Below are 18,256 nucleotides of genomic sequence, written 5' to 3' on the forward strand. Positions count from 1 at the left end.
TCGTCACAGCCGGCCATCAACGTGCCGCCAGCGCGTCGGCTCTCTTGGTGAGACGCTGCTGGAGTCGAGCCGCATGTCGTGCATCGAGCGGACTGATCTGCAATGAGCGTCAAACCGACCGCGAGCTCAACCTCGCCTACACACTGGCATCCAGGCTCAATTCCAAGCTCATCCCCTTCCTGCCTCGCGACAACATCGTCCGAACTCAGGAAGATGTCAGTGATCCAGCGTGCGCCGGACTCCAAGCAGGCAGGGGAATTGCAAACAGGTGGATGTATCTTCGCGCATCTCGGAATGTCGTCGCATCGCCTTACCCTTCGTATTCAGCCCAGAATTTCGGCGGTGCCGACTTACCATGCGCAGAGCGGCTATTCCGCCGGCCGCGTCTGCGGGACAGTACGGCGGTCGACTGACTCCAGCAGCACAGCGGCGGCGACGGCTAGCAGCGCCAGCGCCGCACCTACCAGCGGCAACCGGGCGTAGGACACGCCCCAGGAGATAGCGAGGCCACCGATCCAAGCGCCGCCGGCATTGCCGACATTGAAGGCGCTCTGGATGAGCGTGGCGGCCAGGTTCGGGCCCTCGGCAGCCGCCTCGATGACGCGGATCTGCAGCGGCGGCACGACGATGAAGATCAGCATACCCCATAGGAAGACGATGGCTATGGCAACCATCCCTATCGCACCGAATTTGGCGAAGATGACGAACATCAAGGCCATGGCGAAAAGCGTGCCGATTACCGTCGGCATCAGCCTCCATTGGGCTAGGCTGCCGCCGATGAGGTTGCCGATCGTCATGCCGGCGCCGAACAAGAGCAGCACCCAGGTGACGGTCGCCGTCGACAGGCCGGAGACGGCGGTGAGATAAGGCTTGATGTATGTGAAAACCGCGAACAGGCTGGCCGATGCAAGCGAGGCGATCACCATCGCCAACCACACCTGCAGCTTGCCGAGCACGCGCAATTCAGCGAGCAGGCCACCGCTCGGCTCGGCGACATCCGAAGGCACCAGCCAGGCGATGGCCGCGACCGAGACCAGCCCGATGCCAACGACGGCAAAGAAGGTGGCGCGCCAGCCGAAGGCTTCGCCGAGCACGGTGCCGGAGGGGACGCCGAGTATGTTGGAGAGCGTCAGACCGGCGAACATGAGCGCGATCGCGCTCGCCCTTTTGTTGCGCGGCACAAGACTCGCGGCGACGACCGAGCCGATGCCGAAGAAGGCGCCATGGCCGAAAGCGGTGAAGACGCGCGCCGCCATCAGCAGCCAGTAATTGGGCGCAAGCGCGCAGAACAGATTGCCGATGACAAAGAGCGTAGCGAGGCCGACAAGCACCGGCTTGCGCGGCAGGCGGGCCGTCGCCACAGCGACGATCGGTGCGCCGATGACAACGCCCAGCGCGTAGCCGGTGACGAGCAAGCCGGCCGATGGAATTGAAACGCCGAGATCGGCGGCCACCTCCGGCAGCAGTCCCATGATGACGAATTCGGTGGTGCCTATGCAGAAGGATGCAATGGCAAGTGCAAGGATCGGCAAAGGCATGGGGTGTCCAGACTCGCTCGGTGATGACTCGCGGACAACCAAGCATGTGCCGTTCCGAATAAAAGGTCATTCTGGAACAAGCAGATAGCGTAAACAGATACGTCGCCTGTCCGACATTGTCGCCCCGGCTTTGTCATTTCTGCACTGCTGTCCGGGAAGCCCATGCCGCGCGTTGAGGGAGTTTCCCGGCTACCTTCTGAGCATCGGGTGAATGCTTCACTGGCTAAAACCGGTGGCTTCAGCTTACGGCTCAAAGCCGGATCGCTCCGCCGTCCGGCGGACAGGGCGCGAACTCACGTCACGTTGATATTGTCGTCAGGCTCGGGCGGCGTCTGGTTCCCCACATTTCGTCGGTAATATTGCCGCTTGTGGCAACCCAATGACCCCTCGCCCACAGATGCTGGCCCTAGTAGCGTTTGCGCAATATCCGAACTCGCTCAGCAGCTTGTGTGAACTGCGTCCCTTCAGGCGCTGCACCGCACCCGATACCGACAGGTTCGGCGGGACCGACACAAGCATGCGCACGTCGATCCGGCGTGAATGACAATTTCGTGCGCCCGCGCCGTCTCACGCAGCAACTCCCGGCATCGCCATACCAATGCGAATGTTCGTGCTGCTTCCCGGTATTGCGAGCACAGGAGGCCATTCGAGCCGTTATTGCCATTTCCGGCGCTTGCTTCGCCGGCGGCATCCCTATTTCGCTCGGCCTGGAATGTCTTACGCGATGGCCGTATGAACACGGACGTGCCGATTGCGAGAAGCGGTGATGGTGGTGCCGGTGCCTTGCGGGTGTGCGGTCTCTAGGTTTGGATGCCCATGCTGCCCTTCATCGTCGAGCCGCTTTTTCGCCCTGAATTCAGCGCTGCACTACTGTCGGAAGGGCGAGCGAGCTCGTCGACGTCGGTATCCCGGAGGCTAAGGAAGGGCAGTCTCTCGCTTTCCGCTGCGCCGACTATTCAGACGGTCACCAACCTCAAAGAATCGCGCGTAAGGTCCGCCTGCGAAGTGACGCCGCAACTCTCCGAAATTCTCTATCGTTTGGTCCAGGGGGCGCGCTTCCTGCCGCTTAAGAATAGTGGCACCAGAGAGCCGAACCGCTGGAATCCCCAGGAACTCCCAAATTGTTGCCAAGCACGCAGAGGGTTCGCCAAGAAGGCTCTCGTACTCGACCACATGCAAGTCGGTGGACGCGAAGGAGCGCGCGACGAGATTGTGGAATTCATCGGCGGTCTTGAAATAAGCCTCGCAGCAGGCGACTGTCAGTTTGACGCATGGATTCGCGTCGTTGCTCGAAATGTACTTAAGCCATTGGCGGGTTTGCCTCGCCTGTGTCAGCGATCGTAGCGATTCCAATGTGTTTCTGCGAACTAGAAGGATGACCTTCAGGCATGGCCAACGCGCGAGCTCAGCAAAAAAGCCCGGACGCTCGCGAAACTGAGGTTCGTTGATCTTGCAACCGACGCGCGTCACCTTCTTGTCGGTTGCGTTGGGATAACGCAAGTAGGCAAGCTCGAGGAGCTCGCGATCGCTGCCTAGAAAGCGGTCCTTATCGACCCAGTTAGTATCATAGGGGTTGAGCAACTCACCATTGCTCAGTACGCTCGCATGCTCGTTCAGCAGTTCTTCCAAGTAATGCGTACCCGCCCTCGGCATCGCAAGGATCACAAATGGGCTAGGTGAAGGCATTGGATGGGTCATGCAAGTGTTTCCGTTCCAAGGTTTGTTCGGCTGGGGTTGACCTACGATGTCAGCCCTGGATGAAGCGGCGCAGCAACTCTATGTAAGCCGCCTTCCTAAAAATGGCTTTTTCAAAGAATTCGGCGAATTCGACGTTGTCTGCAAGTTCCAGCTCATTTCCCGCATAGTCTCCCGGCGTACTTTGGGAAGCGCATGGAATAACTTCCTCTTGCCGTTTCCTGGGTTAGGCGCCACGCGATCCGATCTCGACCAGTCTGGAAAGCGTACGGAGCTTTTGCCGGTGGTATGCCTCCAAGCGGCCTGGCTTGGTTGCGTCAGCCGGATCGATGGAGCTTGCGCAACGTCCGAAGAACATATTCGAGTGAGCATGGCCTCGTTTGATGCTAGACGTCTACTTCAGAAATGCAGCACTCCATAAACGTCGCAAAATCGATTGTTCGGATACTTCACATCCATGCCGTGGAAAAATCGACCGTGCGCTTCAAGGGCCTTGATGTGAATGCTCTACGGGCTAAAGCCGGTGCGCGACTTTTTCCGCGACGAGCTATTTATCATCAGAGGCCGTGAACTTGTCCCAACACGCCGTGCGGAAGGGCTCGTCCCCGCGGTCCGCGAGGCTCTGCTGCACATCCAGCTCTCTATCATTCCCTGGGATAGTTCAACCCAACCCAATCGGCGCGTCGCTTCAGGATCGGCACTTCCGATTTCATGACGGTCTTCAAGCGGTCGTGGAGCGTGTCGCCCGGGAAGCACCCGCCACCGGCTTTGAATTGCTGCCTCTCGAGAACGACCTGCGTGAGGGGCGTTTGCGTTCCCAGCTTCATGTAGTGCCCGCTATCAGTCGGGGCGAGACGATTATCAGGTACCGATTTCATCCCGGTACAGGGAAATGGGTTGTTGTTGCCGGGCGATCGCCGTGGTGACGAGGTCGACCTCCCATCCGACAGCCTGTCGGCACACTGGCCCAGTAGCCGATCTGGATGATGGAGGGTCGGGCGGCGGCGATGAGGGTGAAGGAGACACCGCACCTCCTGTGCGAACTCCACCTTCAGCTATCTGAGCTTGCGGCGTGATCACTTACATCGCGAAGGAGACGTACAAGACGGCGCGCATCGTCGTTCCGGAGAAACGGAACACCTTCGCTACCGTGTGGATGTGCGATCGTTGTTGCAGACCGTCATGTCCTCGCTCAGGCGGCGCAGCGGGCTCAACTCGGCCATTTCAAACTCTGTTCCAGAATGCGCTTCAACGTCCAATCCTATGCCAACTCACAAAGGTGTCATCGCCCAATGTCTCGGCCCCCGACATTGACGAAGCGAACTCGCTCGCGAGAGGTGCCGCATGTCTAGGGTCACAACGGCCGGGGGCGACTTCGCGACCTGACATCATCCAGGCGTTTAGAACTTCTTCACCTCAATTCCGTGCCGGCGCAGAGCATAGCCGACTTGCAGCGGCGTGGGGCCGAGGATACGAGCCGCCCTAGCATGGACCCAGTTGGCCTTCTCCATCGCGTCGATCAGCCGCGTTCCGTCAGCCGCGAGGCCCATTGTGGAGCAATTGGGCTCCTTCGGATCGTCGCCCCTGCGGTTCGTTCGGTCGCCCACCTCGTGTGCCGGCTGCGCCGGATGCGGCTGACCATGGAACGGCAAGCGTGCAACCAGGGAACCGGCTGGGCGCTGCGCGGGTCGAAAATCGCGGCGGTCCTCTCTCGTTCCAAGACAGAGCAATCCTGACCGATCGCTCAGTAGAGGGGCGGCCCTGCCATAATCAGCACCGAAAGCCGATTGACCGGCCCAGATACCTCGTCGTCCGCACTAGGAACACAGACGCCTGAAAGAGCAGAGCACGCCTTCGCCTATACAAGGGGAGGAAGGCGTCATGCTCTTGCGGCGATCGACGATTCCGCGCAGCCGCGACCGCTCACATCGAACCACACTCGCCAGCCTGCTAGGCCGGCACGCGGACGATGCCACTGTGACTGGGGTTCACCGCCTCAGCATGGCCGCAATGCCATAACGGACAAAGGGAAGATGTTGTCCGAGGCGCAGCCCCACATGCCTTGCAAGCCGTGCTGCCGGATGCTCGCTTGAGTAGAGACCGACGAGAATATTCGTAGCATGGTAGAGCGGCGCGGCCGACAGGCGCAGTCGGCTTTCATATCTGTGGAGCATGTCGGGATCGGCAATGTCGCGACGGTCGCGCCATGCTGTCTGAATACCACGGGCGAGCTGCTTCTGGCCGCCGAGGCCGATGTTGAAGCCATGCGCGGTCACCGGGTGCATGCCGATGGCAGCGTCGCCGATCAATGCGGCGCTCGGCGCCCGGAACCTGTGCGCCCAGGTCGTGACCAACGGATAGATATGGCGTTGGCTTGCCAGGCTCATGTTGCCGAGGCGGCCTCGACAGCGTTTCGTCAACTCCATCAGGAACAACTCGTCATCAAGGGCAAGCAGTCCTTCGGCCTCGTTTGAGGGCAAAGTCAAAAGCAGCGACGACACGCCCTTGGCGAGGGGCAACATCGCTATCGTCTGATGATGATCGAACCATTCGATCGCGATCTGATGGTGGGGGCGCTCGTGCCTCACCCGGCAAATCAGCATCGAGTTGCCAAGCCGATTGATATCGGCGCCGATGCCGAGCAGATTGCGGGTGGCGGACAAACGCGAATCGGCGGCAACGAGAAGCCGAGCGGTCAGCTGCCTGCCATTGGAGAGCGTTATAACTGCTCGCTGGCGGCTGTTTGTTGCACGCACGACCGAGTGGCCGCACAGCAGCCGAACATGGCCCTGCAAGCGGATGATCTTGAAAAGGGCATCGCGGATCCGGCAATTCGGGACCAGAACGCCCAGTGGTTCTGCGGATCGGCCCGGTGAATCGAAACACAGCGCAAAGGGACTCGATCCGTTGAGGACGCGTGCGCCTTGAAGCGGTGACTTGTCCGAAGCACGGATAACATCCCAGGCGCCGAGCTCGCAAAGGATGCCAATCGAGGCGTGGGTGAGCGCGATCTCGCGACCGTCGAAAGCCGGACTTGCCAGTCTTTCCAGGGACTGTCCTTCGACAACCGCCAGTTTGAACTCGCTGTGGGCAAGCGATGCGGCGAAGGAAAGACCGACCGGCCCGGCGCCAACGACAATGATGTCGAAGCTGTCGTCAAGGCCGGGCATCAGCGTGCCGCCTGCGCGTCGGCTCTCTTCGCGAAACGCTGCTGGATTCGAGCCGTATGTCGCACATCGATCGCGCTGCGATCCATGGCCCGCCGCATCGCCTCAGGCGCGTTTCTCGCGTCGGTTCCTGGCTGGTGAAGCGTCATTTGCCCGCCGTATGGTCCGGATTGTAAAGATGATGGGAGCGACGATCAGGCTTTCGGTCAGCACATGCGTTTCCCCTGAAGAACTGGCCGATCAGACCACGCCGACAAGAACATGGCCTTGATCTGGGTCAGTCGAGGCCCAACCGGGGTCGGATGACCTCGATCCAGTGTGCCAGCTGATCCCATGACGACGCCATGGCACCAGCTAGCCCAAGGGAGAACCAGGCGTGTGATCTGGGGAAAGCTGTTTTCAGCACTTTGCGAGATCAGCGAATGACCGGCTCGCCATGGAAGCGCCGGCGCGAGGGCGGCGACACGCCGAAGCCGACTTCCATCATCAATCGTGGCGTGCGCGAAGGCACGGTGCCCATATGGAAGCCAAACGGATCCTCGACAAATCCGAGGCCGGCCTCGCCGGTCAGCGTGACGGGGCTGTCATCGCCATAGACGTTGAGAACCTCATGCGCGGGATGGCCGACGAGCAGCGTCAGTTGATGCTTGAGGATGCGCCGCTTGTGGCTGCCCCGGACATAGACATGCGGGCCGGTGCCCTCGTCGACCGGCGCCAGATAGAAGAAGAATTTCAGCATCCGCCAGTCATCGAGATCGAAATGATACTTCCCCAGCGAGGCACGGTTCTTGTCGGCGTCGGAAGCCTGGCCGGTGGGAAAGCTCCACCACACGCGTGTGGTGATCAGTTTCGCCTGAGCGCCCAGATAATGCGCGGCGATGTCGAGCAGAAGCGGGTCGTTCTGGAGGGCGACCGCTGCCTCGCAGCCGAGGATGCGTTCGAAATAGTGGCCGCTGAGCAAGGAGCGGCCGAAACGCTTTTCGGCCTCGGCATGGTCCTCAGGCATGAATTCGAGACGGCGATCGAAATTGCCGAAACAAGGCGTGCACCGGGCGAAGGCGGCGATCTCCTCATGGATGAAAGTCGGAAGGACGAGCCCGCAAAACAGCCCGTCCGACCGCAGCGCCTCGACAACGTCCTGGCGATTGACGCCGGCAAACATCGTGTCGTGGGCCTTTTGCGACACGCAAACCGGCTTTGCCCCACGCCAGTGCATCCTGCGGGCCGGCATGGTGCGGGCCAGCACGAACATCGGCAGCCATGCCGGGTTCTCCCGAGTGTCCGAAAGATAGGTGGGAATGCGCACGGCGATGCGGCGCAGCACGCCGCCGTCTCGCGCGATGGCCTCGAGACTAGCGGTGCCGGATTTGTCAGGGCTCGAAAGGGTCATGAAGGTCCTCAGCTATGAATGCGATATCGACGAAGCATCGGATCTCGCTGCCCCGCCGCTGGGATCCAAGCCCGATTCCCGCAGCGGACGGACGTGTAGCCGCGGGTCGGATTCTGTGCAATGCACAATAGCCTTGCGCGTGGCGAGGAAAGGGAAACCTCAACGATCTGATCACGACCTGTAGACGTAGGACTGTCAGGTTCGACCGTATACGTCCTCAAATCGCACAATGTCATCTTCGCCGAGGTATTCGCCGCTTTGGACCTCAATTATAACCAGGCCAATATTGCCGGGGTTCTCGAGCCGGTGTTTGTGGCCGCACGGGATATAGGTGGATTGATTGGTGGTCAGGAGTAGCTCCTGGTCGCCGTTGACTATTTTCGCAGTGCCGCTGACCACGACCCAATGCTCGGAGCGGTGATGGTGCATCTGCAGGCTCAAGCGCCCGCCCGGGTTAACCTCGATGCGCTTGATCTTGAAGCCCTCGCTTTCCTCCAGAACCGTGTAGGTGCCCCAGGGCCGGTGCACGGTACCGTGAAGCAAGTGCGCATCATGTCCCGCAGCCCTGAGCCCCTCGAACAGTTTCTTGACGTCCTGGACGCGATCGCGGGATGCAACGAGCAGCGCATCGGGGGAATCGACAATCACCAGGTCGCTGACGCCAACCGTCCCTATGACTCGTTTGTCCGAGCTTATGTAGGTGTCGACGGTGTCCACTACATGGACATCGCCGCGGATCCTGTTGCCGCTCTCGTCGGGAGGGATCAGTTCGGCCATTGCGTTCCAGGAACCGATGTCATTCCACCCCATCTCGCAAGGAACGACGGCGAGATTGAGCGCCTTTTCCATCACCGCCCGGTCGAGCGAGATGCGCGGAGCCACAGCGAGATGCTTGGCCGAGAGCTCGATGCTGGCGAAGCGCTCGCCGTCAATGATCGCGGCGTTCTCGTAGCTGCCGAGAACGGCATCGACCACCTCCTTGCAATGCAGGGCAATCTCATCGAGCATGACCTGCGCTTTGAAGCAGAAGATGCCGGCGTTCCAGAAGAAACGTTTGGAGGCGACATAGGATTTGGCGGTCTCGACGTCCGGCTTCTCGACGAAACGGACGACTTTTTCGCCATCGGCCTCGATGTAGCCGAATGCCGTGTCCGGCCTGTCTGGATTGATGCCCAAGGTTGCAATGCGCCCCTGCCCCGCATGCTCGATCGCCCGACTGATGGCGCTTCCAAAGGCCGCCAGGTCGCCGATCATCTGGTCCGCGGGAAAAATGCACAGGATTGCATCCGGCCCCTGTGTCGCCTTGGCGTGGATGGTCGCCGCGGCGATAGCGGCGGCCGTGTCCCGGCCCTCCGGCTCGAGCAGGAAGGTGCGCGGGAGCACGACGGAATCCAGCTCGTCAAAATGGTCTTTCGTGAGGAAGAGATGGTCCTTGGAGGTCACGGTGACGAGCTCGGCCGCCCCCACTATGGAAGCGGCGCGCAAGACGCTGTGCTGAATGAGCGAATACCCGTCCGCCATCTTGAGGAAAGGCTTGGGGTGCGATTGCCTGGAGGCGGGCCATAACCGCGAGCCGGCTCCGCCGCTGATGATGACAGGAACCACTTTCATCAAATGCCCTCTAACGTCTGCGACGCGAATGCCTGCGCTCTTTTCAGCACCGAGGCGACGATCGTCGTGGCTCTGCTCTCGCTCGAAGCTTCCGAATAGCAGCGCAGTTCCGGTGCATTGCCGGAGGGCCGCAGGTGTATGATCTCGCCTGTGCGCATACGCACCCTGAAGCCGTCGGTTTTGTCGACTTCGGCTACGGTCCCGAACGGGGCGAGAAATTGATGGAGTGCGTCTAGGTTTGCGAGGCGATCCATCAATCTGCTTGAACTTTCGGCGGAGAAATCCTGCAGCCGGTCGCTCGCGCATACCGGAAGCTTCCAGAGCTCGCGCAGTTGCGACAGCTTCTTCTTTGTCGATGCCATGGTACCGAGAACAGCCAGGATGGGGAGAAGCGAGTCCCGCGTCGGCAGGGCGGTCAAAGTCTTCCCGTTCGCCGTGTAATCCGACCCCAGGAGAACGCCACCATTGGCCTCGAAGCCGACAACGATGCTGCCGGCACGATGTGACGCCTCCATGGCTTCGATGACAAAGGGGGACCCGACCTTTGTCCTCAGGACGTCGAAGCCGAAAGCTTTCGAAATGCCGGAATTGGAGGTCACAGGCGTCACGACGGTATCCGCCTTCAGGAAGAGAGCCGTGGCGAGCCCAACCAGATCGCCGCGAAACAGATCGCCATTTTCATCGGCAATGAGTGGCCGATCAGCGTCTGCATCGGTCGACACGATGGCATCGAGATTGAATTCGCGGACCCATTCTTTCAATTTTGCATCGTGGCTGCATCCACGGCTTCGGTATCGACAGGCACGAAAGTTTCGGTTTTCCCGACGGCGACCACGCCGGCGCCGAGCGATTGAAGAATTTCCACCAAAAGCATTGCTGCTACCGAACTGTGCCGGTAGACTCCAAGTCTCAGGCCGGAAAGGGAGCCCGGCTCCAGCGTGTCATTGGCGCGCTCTCGATAAGAGGCCATCGCTTGTTCGTGGCGGATAGGCCACGTCGTTCCCAGAGGAGCGGGTGGCAAGCAATATGCATTTGATCTTTCGGCCACAAAGCGCGTAATCGCGGCCTCATCCGCCTTGCTGATCTCACCATTCGGGCCGTAGAATTTGATGCCGTTGCGATCGGCTGGAATGTGCGACCCAGTGACCATAAGAGCAGCCGCGCCGTGTCTGCGTGCATACAGTGCCAGGGCAGGCGTCGGTATGGCGCCGCAATCGATCGGCTGGAAACCATTTGCGGCCAACGCCGCCATGCAATTGTTGACTATCGCTTGGCTGCTGTCACGCAGGTCGCGGCCTACGAAGACCGAACTATTCGGCTGAACCTGGCTCGAACTCAAACGCCAGGCGAAAGCTTCGGTATAAAGCCCGCTGGCCTTGCCGAGCAATTCCGAATCCAAACCTCGAACGCCGCTTGACCCGAACTTCATGACTTCGCTTTGCTGGTGGACAGGTAAGGTGGTATATTGCAGTGGGCTAGTGCTTCTATTGAAAGCGCCATCGGTCTATCCAGATGTAATTCTCTTCAGCATGGTAACGGCCGATCAAATTTGCAGAACGACCCAAACAGGAGCTCAGAACGGAAGTTAGGGCCTCCACTGGAAGTCAGGGGCAACCATAGCTCTCCTTCTATTGAAATCTCTTGGCGCGCTCATCTAACGATCAAGGCAGGGAGTGATCGGTCGGTGCCCGCCGGTACTTCGCTATGCAGCATCATGACGTATCGGTAAACTTGGTTGTTTGGATGGCATGCATCCATGGCATGGATAGGGAAGCCTTCTGGATCAGCGCCGTAGAACCCTGCGGTTTTAGCCAATGTATTAAGGTCGGCTCGATGTGGAGCTTCAACAGGTTGTGGCTTGAGGCTGCCATGCGGTCGATGAGTTTTATCGGTGAGGCCAGGCTGGAAACTCGGCTGCGTGGAAGTCTGAGGTCCGATAGGCGACGGCATAGGCCCGCGGTTTGTATCAAGTGGTCGGCCTATAAGGCTTTATGCGGATGTGCTTGAGCCGAGCTTGCGGAAAGCCTTGGCAAAGGCAAAGACCTTGCACCTCGCTCGACGGCATCCCGAGACCGGAATAGAAGGCGAAAGCAAACCTTGAGGAAGGCAATGGCGCGCTTTCCTCCTTCTCGTCGGGCGAGATTTGCGAGGAGGCCACACGCGAAGCGTCATCGGTGCAGAATGGACAAACTCCCATCCGATGCCGCGGCTGTTGGATTGTCCCTTTCGATCGCCGGTAATGCGGTGGCCGAGACGATCGAAGCGACCGAGCTTCTTGATGTCGATGTGGATCATCTCGACTGGCATGTCGCGCTCATCGCGGCGAACAGGCTCGGCCGGTTCCATATCCCTAAGCCGTGACAGGCCGGCGACGCTTGGGCGCCCTGCTCACAGTCGTTGGCGAAACACCTGTACGCTTGGCGATGTCCTTGCCCGCCAGCCGTTGACGGCGCAGGGCCAAATCTGGTCGACCGCTTTCGGCGTCGATGAGCGGTCGCACATGCTGGCGCAGCCCTCAGCCGCGTATCGCTCGACCTAGCGCGCGACCACCTTCGGCGTCACACCGTAGGTTCTTGCCGCTTGAGCTTTAGAGAAGCTGCGTTCAACGACGGCGCGGGCCATCTCCTCTCGACGCCGCGGTGTCACCCTCAAACCTGCCGAACAGCCGCTTGTTGCGGCGATTGTATATTTGACAGATCCACGCTTTCAAATTGACTCGTTTCTGACTTTTTCTGGGTGTATCTTCTTCCCGTCGTCCGTCTGGAGAGACGAGTATGTCGGCATACGGTGTGGCGGATTCCCAACTCGCAATTCTTACGAAAGGCCTGAACGACTATTGTGCCAAGCACCTGGCTGCAGGGAAGGATGAGCGCGAGCGCATAGCGCTTAAAGTCCTGGCGCTTTTCGGGCGAGGTTTGATTGATCCTGACCAGCTATCGACAGAGCTTGAACGGGTTGCCCGGTGATCCAAGAGATGCATCCATGGGGAACAGAACAGCGGCTTGTCGATAGCGCGCGCCGCTTGATTGGCCGCTCCCGCGCCGGAGTGGAAGATGCTAGATTGAAGGTCGAGCAATCACGGCTTGCCCTTGAACAGTCCCTCAAGCGCCTCCAACATTCACACCTTCTTGAGACACAGAAAAGCCCCAGCGCGGAGGGTGATCGGCGCTAGGGCTTCAGGCATGTACGCGGTACCAGCATGACCTTACGTTAGCTTGCGCTCATATAGTGAACGAAAAGTGAATCGCTCAGCCATGCGGATGCTTCTTGGACGGCTTCGTACGGCCACCCTTCAAGGGAGTAGTGCTTTGCCATAGAGCCGCAGTGGTGGCAAACCGGACCCTGCGGCCACAACATGCCTTCGACATGCTCAATGCGGCGGCTTCGTCGTGGAAGTAGGGGTGGGATAGAATGGACATAGCGATAACTCCTTAGATTCCTAATCGCGGTATCCGTTTGGGTCTGTCAAATATATAACGCCCTTGTTGCAAGGCGTCGCCAACCTGATCTGTGGCCGCACACGCTATGCCCTCGGCCTCACGCTGGTTAGCCGATCAACTTGATCCACAGGCGCTTGAACCATGCGAAGATGGCCCTGAGCCCCTTTGGCTCGGCGCCGCGTTTGAGAAGGCGGTCATAGGCGCGGCCGGCTTCGATCTGCTCGCGAGACATCTTGCCGGCCCAATGGATTCGGCCACGTTTGATGATGTAGTGCGAGCCACAAGGGAAGTCGTGATTGCCGATCGACGGCCAGATCGAGGCGCCCTCGTCCTCCATGACAAGGTCATATTCAGTTGGAACGAGCGGTGTCGAAACCTCCTCGCCACAGCCACAGGCGCAATTGTGGAGGGCAACGTGGCATTGGCGCGACACGTAAAGAACCCCGTCTTCCAGCTGTTCGGGAATATCTTCGACAAAGACCGTTGTAAGACAATCCACCCGAGCCATCATGCCCCCGGTTCGTGATGTTGTTGCCCTCAATCATGTATGTCGCGTTTCTTTCGTTGCGCTCATCACGATAGAAGGTCAGCCAGCGCTTCCAGCGCATGATCGCCATGATGGCGTTCAACGAATTGAGCTCGGCGGTCTGGATCTCGGTTCCGTACACATCGGCCTCGTCATCGTCGTCACCGAACGACAGATGGGTCGCCACCTCCGCCCACGGCGTGCCGGGGGCAATGAAAGTCGCCCGTGCGCAACCGTCGAGCGTGTTGTCATCGAGCCCAAGACCAATGCCGGTGTCGACGAATGGAATGCCCAGGCGAACCAGCCCTTCGGCAATCACGCGCCGCGACGATCCCTTGTCAACACAGACGAAGACGAAGTCATAACCTGCAAATTCGTCAATGTTGTCAGCCTTGACCCTGGTGGCGTGCGGCCTCACGCCCTTGTGCATACGCGCGTAAAGCGCTGCGTAATAATCTACCTTGCGGGGAAAATTCTTCGCCAGCGCCTGTTCGGGAGCACCAGGCGAGCGGAAAAGATTGTGGTTGAGAAGTTGGTCGTCATCGTAGATGTGGATTTCGGCAACGCGGGTCTTGGCGGCGAGATCGAGCAGATAGGCACCTGTGCCGCCGAGGCCGATGATCGCGATGCGGCCTCTGAGCTTGCGATTGGCGAGGACGATTCCGTAGCGGGCTGACGCAGAATCGGGGATTGCGAACGGGCTATCGTCCTCCGCACTGGCTAACGTGACGCCTGTGCGCGCGTTCGCGGTCCTGTCGTGCGACCGCGCAGCGGCGGCGAGGTGAGATTCGTAGGTGACAACCTTGTCGTAAATGTTGGCATACTGGCCAGTACCTTCTGGCTTCGATGAGAAATAGTGATGGACCTTGATGTCGGATCCGACAGTCGCCTCGTTGCTGTTGTGGATGATATTGGTCATCGGCGTGCCATCGCGATGGCAGGGCGTCTCTCCGGTGAACCACATGGTGTGGTCTGTCTGTGGAGTCGAGGTCAGGCCTTGGGTATCCAGCGAGAGCGTGCAGACAAGCGTGCCGCGGCCAAGCGACCTGTCGCGCTTCACGTAGGGGACGCTGTGAACGAGAAGGACGAGCTCGCGCATCTCGAGCTCAAACCCCTCGTCCAGCAGCCGCTTGAGATGCGGATCACGACTTATCAGATCGGCGGACATTGAAGACCATCCCGTTCTTGACTTCGATTTTCTCGCCCTCCACCAGATCACCTTCCGCGCCGTGGACACCTTTCAGGTACGTGATCGTGTACTTGAACTTCTCAAAGTTGGCGTCGGGGTAGGCCAGCAGTGCAATCTCGCGATAGCTGTGCTTTCTCCTTGGTACCGTGCGCGATCGACCGTTGACCTTGATAACCACCGTTTTCGCCTCGTGGCTGCGGATGCGCTCGACGCCCTGTCCACCAAGAGTCACCGCGCCGTCAGCGGGAATGACCGTATCGCCGGCGCCGTCCAGAATCAGTTCGAGATCCTCATCGATGCTGGCGTAGCGGTAGATGTCAGCCGCGGAGATTGTCGCCGATCCCCACTCCCAGCCACGCTCGTTGACGGTGAAAGAAAAGGTCCTGTCGCCTTCGAATGAAAGGAACTCAGAGTGGGGCATCTCCCGCAGGTCGATCGCTTCCTCAAGGCCGATCGAACGCGTTGTCCTGTCCACTATCTGGATGAGAACATAGTCGCTGGCCGGATCAAGCCCACCGAGGGCGCGGACCTCGCGACCAGAAATGATGGCGTCATTGGAAGCCACCACACGGCCGTCCAGCTTGTATGTAAAGTTCGTCACGCCAGGCATCGAAGCCTCCTTGTCTCTCATTCTGCACAAAACATATATGCAATTTTTAGCCAATGTCTAGCTACTTGGTAGCTATTTTGTCATCATTTTTTGGTTGACAATTATGGACTTTATAGCTACATAAACAATGCCGGTTAGGGAGGCGCCCATGAAGCGCACGATGACGCTTAACTTGTCGGACGCGGAAATGAGCGTCCTTGAAACCATGTGTGAAGAAAAAGGGCTGTCCAAAACCGCGCTCGTTCGCCAAGCGCTGCGGCTCTACAAATCAGTCGACGATCGACTGGCGCGTGGCGAAAAGGTGTTTGTCGAAAGCGCGGATAAGTCAGAAAAAGTAGAGCTGATGGTTCTATGAAAGAGCTGATCGATCGCGTCTTTCTCTTAAATCGCGCAACAGGCCGGTTCGAAGATGCAGATCTGTATCATGGCCTGGACAGCACCAATCTCGCGCATATCGAGGGACGCTGGCGGCCGCTTTTTGAGTTGCGTCGGAGGGAAGCCAAGGCCTCTCTTCAGACTTTAGCGGAGGTCAATGCAGAAGATGCCCATTGGGAATGGGGCAAGAAGGCGCTGGTTGCGCTGGACGATCCATTCCTGTTCGATTTCTTCGTGCTCGAATGTGGTGGCAGCACACAGGCCATCATGATGACGCGCAAAGGGGGCCAAGACTGCTTCAGTCGCCACCCCGAGCATCAGCGAGTGCCGCTGATCTACGTGGAGTTTCTGGCGACGGCTCCATGGAATCGACCAAAGCTGGTTGCTGAGCCGATTTACAAGGGTGCGGGGCGTGTGCTCGTTGGTACGGCCGTCAGCTTGAGCCTGGAAGAAGAGTTTGGTGGCCGTATCGGTCTGCATTCACTTCCTGGCGCAGAAGTTTTCTACCGAGATGCGATCGGAATGACGGATCTTGGAGCGGATAGCGAAGGAGTGCATAAAGGTCTGAGATACTTCGAGCTTTCCAGCAGGGATGCTGCGACTTTCCTATCCGTGCAACACTAGCAAGAGGAGTCGACCATGAAATTACATTTCACTGCCGATTGGCTGCGCAGCCATATCGAACATGATCCAGATGTCGATTGCGACGCGGGACTCCCGCTGCGCGATGCAGCTCCGCTTGGACGTCTTATGCAGGAGAAGTCTCGTCATCAAGCAACTGCGGGGCAGCCTTCGGCTGCCTCCGAACAGAAATCTGTTGTGCTTTTTAAGTTGGTGCATCAGCTTCGACGCAAGGACGGATTGAGCATTGCGCAGTTGGCTGCCAAAATTCGTGTTGATGCGGCGGAATTGGAGAAGGTGGAGAAGGATCCCTGCTATGTTCCAGGCCCGCGTACCGTTCATCAGCTAGCCGAGTTCATTGGGGTTTCAGCACGTGCTGTAGAACAGCTGACCGCGGCATCGTCTGCGCAGAACGACAATCTCACCGAAGCGGCGCATCGTTTTGCCGCGAGTTCGGACGACCTATCGAAGCTAAGCCAGGCTGAAAGGCGCGACCTCAACGATTTCGTCAAGGTACTGGCCTCAATCGATAAGAAGAATGGATGATCATGTCCGCGATTGAGCCGATAATTGGGGACTTTGAGCGCCGAGATATCCATGAGCACATATCACGTCTGCTCCGTGATCTCGGCAATCCAGAGCCCCCATTACGGCTCGAGCAGGTGCGCGCGCTGCAAAAGCTTGACCTTACCTATTATAGCAAAGCGAACCTGAGCTTACTGGATGAGATCGCCCACCGGGCGCGACTCGCTGGCAACGAGATCACCAGCACGGCCAAGCGCATGGTCGATGTGGTCCAGCAATATGGCCTTCGTGGTATCCTGATGCTGAAGGAAGGCGACAAGCGAATCTTCATCGATGATGACGTAGCCGAGCTGAAGCGACGCTTCCTCATCGCACATGAGATTACCCATGACCTTCTTCCTTGGCATCGCTCCCTGCTTCTGGGGGACAATGAGTCCACTCTGAACCCGACATTCCATCAGGCAATGGAGGCGGAAGCCAATTACGGTGGGCGCCATCTCTTGTTCCTCGGAGGAAGATTTCGTCCCGAAGCGCTGGACTGCTCGTTTGAATGGAAGAGCATTGAGCAGCTTCGCAAGCGCTACGGGAACACCCTTACTACAACGCTTTGGCAAATGGTTTGCGAACGCAATCCTGAATTTCCTGCCTTCGGCGTTGTCAGCCGGCATCCCTATCACAGGGATATCTGCGAGAAGGCGGGGAACGACAATGTGGCCTATTTCCCGAGATCGAAAGCGCTAGCTGAGCACTTTCCGGGCATCACGACCGAAGTCGCCTATTCCGCGATCTGCGATCACGCAACGAACCGCAAGCGGGGTCCGGTAGGCGAAGGCGAAAGCATCTTTTATGATGCGAACGGCGAACCTCACATATTCTGGTTGCACAGCTTCTCAAATACTTATGATTTGCTCACTTACTGCATTTACAAGAAGAAGCACCAACGCATTTCCCCCGTCGGCTACAGGGTAGCCTGATTACAGGTTACCAACAGACGGTTATTTCAAGTGCCCGATGACAGCACACAGGCGGCCGCTTGCGGCCCCGGCTGCCGGACAGCAATGCCCCTCATTCCAGGCGCTCAGTCGATCGTCGGGCTCTTTTTTTGAGGCGGACGAACTGTGGAGAGGTATCAGTCCGCCAGCTTCTCCTCGGATGGATGACTTCGCGCGTGGGAATGCGCTGCTTCGGAAAATTGCGCCGATGCAGCTGCAGCGCACGAGCCTGGTTTCACGATGCACAGACCTCCACAAGACGCAGCGAAGATCTTGGCGCAAAGTGTGCACTCTCGCCGGCGATGGATGCCGCCGGCTGAAGAACATAGGCGTTCAAATCCCGCCTTCCGTTGGCTCAGTGATCGCCTTTGGCCTCTTGCTCGCCCCGCTCAGCTGGCGCGCCCTGTGGGATTGAGGTGCTTCAAAGCTCTGACAGGCCGGTGGCGATGTCGGTAGCAGATATTTTGCTTGTCGGAAGGCCTGAACGCGCTGCAGCTAGCGGCCCATCAGCGGCCAAACGGTCGGGTCGATCAGGACAAACCGCAAGGACCTACCCTGCCGTGCCCTATGAAAACGG

The 18,256-nt window shown here is 58.9% G+C and carries 13 protein-coding genes and 5 pseudogenes; 7 read left to right on the forward strand and 11 right to left on the reverse strand.

What is annotated here, in order from left to right:
• Window positions 1-89: 89 nt before the first annotated feature.
• Window positions 90-264 (forward strand): annotated as a pseudogene (nifH, locus tag CK215_RS24650) (nitrogenase reductase); the annotation flags it as partial.
• Between the two features lie 104 nt (window positions 265-368).
• Here nifH and CK215_RS24655 read toward each other — a convergent pair.
• Window positions 369-1,538, reverse strand: coding sequence for an MFS transporter (locus CK215_RS24655; protein ID WP_095832482.1), 1,170 nt, complete (start codon window positions 1,536-1,538; stop codon window positions 369-371).
• Window positions 1,539-2,453: 915 nt separating this feature from the next.
• On the reverse strand, window positions 2,454-3,236 hold the full coding sequence (locus CK215_RS24665) for a sulfotransferase (protein ID WP_095832483.1): 783 nt from the start codon (window positions 3,234-3,236) through the stop codon (window positions 2,454-2,456).
• Between the two features lie 520 nt (window positions 3,237-3,756).
• Here CK215_RS24665 and CK215_RS24670 point away from each other — a divergent pair.
• Window positions 3,757-4,015 (forward strand): annotated as a pseudogene (locus CK215_RS24670) (LysR family transcriptional regulator); the annotation flags it as partial.
• Between the two features lie 618 nt (window positions 4,016-4,633).
• Here the strand turns inward: CK215_RS24670 and CK215_RS32300 are convergent.
• The 6 genes and pseudogenes from CK215_RS32300 to CK215_RS31920 all read right to left on the reverse strand — a co-directional run.
• Window positions 4,634-4,759, reverse strand: a pseudogene (locus CK215_RS32300) (helix-turn-helix domain-containing protein); the annotation flags it as partial.
• A gap of 462 nt (window positions 4,760-5,221) precedes the next feature.
• Window positions 5,222-6,403: a 5-demethoxyubiquinol-8 5-hydroxylase UbiM gene (gene ubiM, locus CK215_RS24680; protein ID WP_095832484.1), complete on the reverse strand. Its 1,182-nt coding sequence runs from the start codon at window positions 6,401-6,403 to the stop codon at window positions 5,222-5,224.
• A gap of 412 nt (window positions 6,404-6,815) precedes the next feature.
• Complete coding sequence (locus tag CK215_RS24685; protein ID WP_095832485.1) at window positions 6,816-7,790, reverse strand: hypothetical protein; 975 nt, start codon at window positions 7,788-7,790, stop codon at window positions 6,816-6,818.
• A gap of 195 nt (window positions 7,791-7,985) precedes the next feature.
• Window positions 7,986-9,401: a mannose-1-phosphate guanylyltransferase/mannose-6-phosphate isomerase gene (locus tag CK215_RS24690; protein WP_095832486.1), complete on the reverse strand. Its 1,416-nt coding sequence runs from the start codon at window positions 9,399-9,401 to the stop codon at window positions 7,986-7,988.
• Window positions 9,401-10,830, reverse strand: a pseudogene (locus tag CK215_RS24695) (phosphomannomutase). Before CK215_RS24695 ends, CK215_RS24690 begins: the two are co-directional and overlap by 1 nt.
• 459 nt (window positions 10,831-11,289) lie before the next feature.
• A pseudogene (locus tag CK215_RS31920) lies at window positions 11,290-12,023 on the reverse strand (leucine zipper domain-containing protein); the annotation flags it as partial.
• Between the two features lie 152 nt (window positions 12,024-12,175).
• Here CK215_RS31920 and CK215_RS31415 point away from each other — a divergent pair.
• Complete coding sequence (locus tag CK215_RS31415) at window positions 12,176-12,367, forward strand: hypothetical protein (RefSeq protein ID WP_095832487.1); 192 nt, start codon at window positions 12,176-12,178, stop codon at window positions 12,365-12,367.
• Between the two features lie 580 nt (window positions 12,368-12,947).
• On the opposite strand, the gene CK215_RS24715 is transcribed toward CK215_RS31415, so the two are convergent.
• The 3 genes from CK215_RS24715 to CK215_RS24725 are packed head-to-tail and all read right to left on the reverse strand — an operon-like array spanning window position 12,948 to window position 15,166.
• A complete protein-coding gene (locus CK215_RS24715) occupies window positions 12,948-13,274 on the reverse strand; it encodes a DUF6527 family protein (RefSeq protein ID WP_245418790.1) in 327 nt (108 codons plus the stop codon).
• Entirely contained in the window at window positions 13,192-14,535 is a 1,344-nt protein-coding gene (locus CK215_RS24720) for a ThiF family adenylyltransferase (RefSeq protein WP_245418791.1), read from the reverse strand. Before CK215_RS24720 ends, CK215_RS24715 begins: the two co-directional genes overlap by 83 nt.
• Window positions 14,510-15,166 (reverse strand): multiubiquitin domain-containing protein, encoded by a 657-nt coding sequence (locus CK215_RS24725; protein ID WP_245418792.1) that lies wholly within the window; start codon window positions 15,164-15,166, stop codon window positions 14,510-14,512. The genes CK215_RS24720 and CK215_RS24725 overlap by 26 nt, the downstream gene beginning before the upstream one ends.
• 148 nt (window positions 15,167-15,314) lie before the next feature.
• Here CK215_RS24725 and CK215_RS24730 point away from each other — a divergent pair, with 148 nt between their 5' ends.
• Genes CK215_RS24730 through CK215_RS24745 form a run of 4 tightly spaced genes read left to right on the forward strand, consistent with a single transcriptional unit; the run spans window position 15,315 to window position 17,661 of the window.
• Entirely contained in the window at window positions 15,315-15,521 is a 207-nt protein-coding gene (locus CK215_RS24730; protein WP_010913797.1) for a ribbon-helix-helix protein, CopG family, read from the forward strand.
• The gene (locus tag CK215_RS24735; RefSeq protein WP_095776616.1) at window positions 15,518-16,165 is read left to right on the forward strand and encodes a hypothetical protein; all 648 of its coding nucleotides are present in this window, start codon (window positions 15,518-15,520) and stop codon (window positions 16,163-16,165) included. Before CK215_RS24730 ends, CK215_RS24735 begins: the two co-directional genes overlap by 4 nt.
• Before the next feature lie 15 nt (window positions 16,166-16,180).
• Window positions 16,181-16,708, forward strand: coding sequence for a helix-turn-helix transcriptional regulator (locus CK215_RS24740; RefSeq protein WP_095776617.1), 528 nt, complete (start codon window positions 16,181-16,183; stop codon window positions 16,706-16,708).
• Complete coding sequence (locus CK215_RS24745; RefSeq protein WP_095776618.1) at window positions 16,705-17,661, forward strand: ImmA/IrrE family metallo-endopeptidase; 957 nt, start codon at window positions 16,705-16,707, stop codon at window positions 17,659-17,661. The genes CK215_RS24740 and CK215_RS24745 overlap by 4 nt, the downstream gene beginning before the upstream one ends.
• Window positions 17,662-18,256: the final 595 nt, after the last annotated feature.

Origin of the sequence: Mesorhizobium sp. WSM3864, from assembly GCF_002294955.1 — a bacterium.
Taxonomy (GTDB): Bacteria; Pseudomonadota; Alphaproteobacteria; order Rhizobiales; family Rhizobiaceae; genus Mesorhizobium.

Bases quoted from the DNA above. Each gene is read 5' to 3' on its own strand.
- CK215_RS24720 (WP_245418791.1), bottom strand. From the start codon at position 14,535: ATGTCCGCCGATCTGATAAGTCGTGATCCGCATCTCAAGCGGCTGCTG.
- CK215_RS24725 (WP_245418792.1), bottom strand. From the start codon at position 15,166: ATGCCTGGCGTGACGAACTTTACATACAAGCTGGACGGCCGTGTGGTG.
- CK215_RS24745 (WP_095776618.1), top strand. From the start codon at position 16,705: ATGATCATGTCCGCGATTGAGCCGATAATTGGGGACTTTGAGCGCCGA.
- CK215_RS24690 (WP_095832486.1), bottom strand. From the start codon at position 9,401: ATGAAAGTGGTTCCTGTCATCATCAGCGGCGGAGCCGGCTCGCGGTTA.
- CK215_RS24665 (WP_095832483.1), bottom strand. From the start codon at position 3,236: ATGACCCATCCAATGCCTTCACCTAGCCCATTTGTGATCCTTGCGATG.
- CK215_RS24740 (WP_095776617.1), top strand. From the start codon at position 16,181: ATGAAATTACATTTCACTGCCGATTGGCTGCGCAGCCATATCGAACAT.
- CK215_RS24735 (WP_095776616.1), top strand. From the start codon at position 15,518: ATGAAAGAGCTGATCGATCGCGTCTTTCTCTTAAATCGCGCAACAGGC.
- CK215_RS24685 (WP_095832485.1), bottom strand. From the start codon at position 7,790: ATGACCCTTTCGAGCCCTGACAAATCCGGCACCGCTAGTCTCGAGGCC.
- CK215_RS24730 (WP_010913797.1), top strand. From the start codon at position 15,315: ATGAAGCGCACGATGACGCTTAACTTGTCGGACGCGGAAATGAGCGTC.
- CK215_RS24655 (WP_095832482.1), bottom strand. From the start codon at position 1,538: ATGCCTTTGCCGATCCTTGCACTTGCCATTGCATCCTTCTGCATAGGC.
- CK215_RS31415 (WP_095832487.1), top strand. From the start codon at position 12,176: ATGTCGGCATACGGTGTGGCGGATTCCCAACTCGCAATTCTTACGAAA.
- ubiM (WP_095832484.1), bottom strand. From the start codon at position 6,403: ATGCCCGGCCTTGACGACAGCTTCGACATCATTGTCGTTGGCGCCGGG.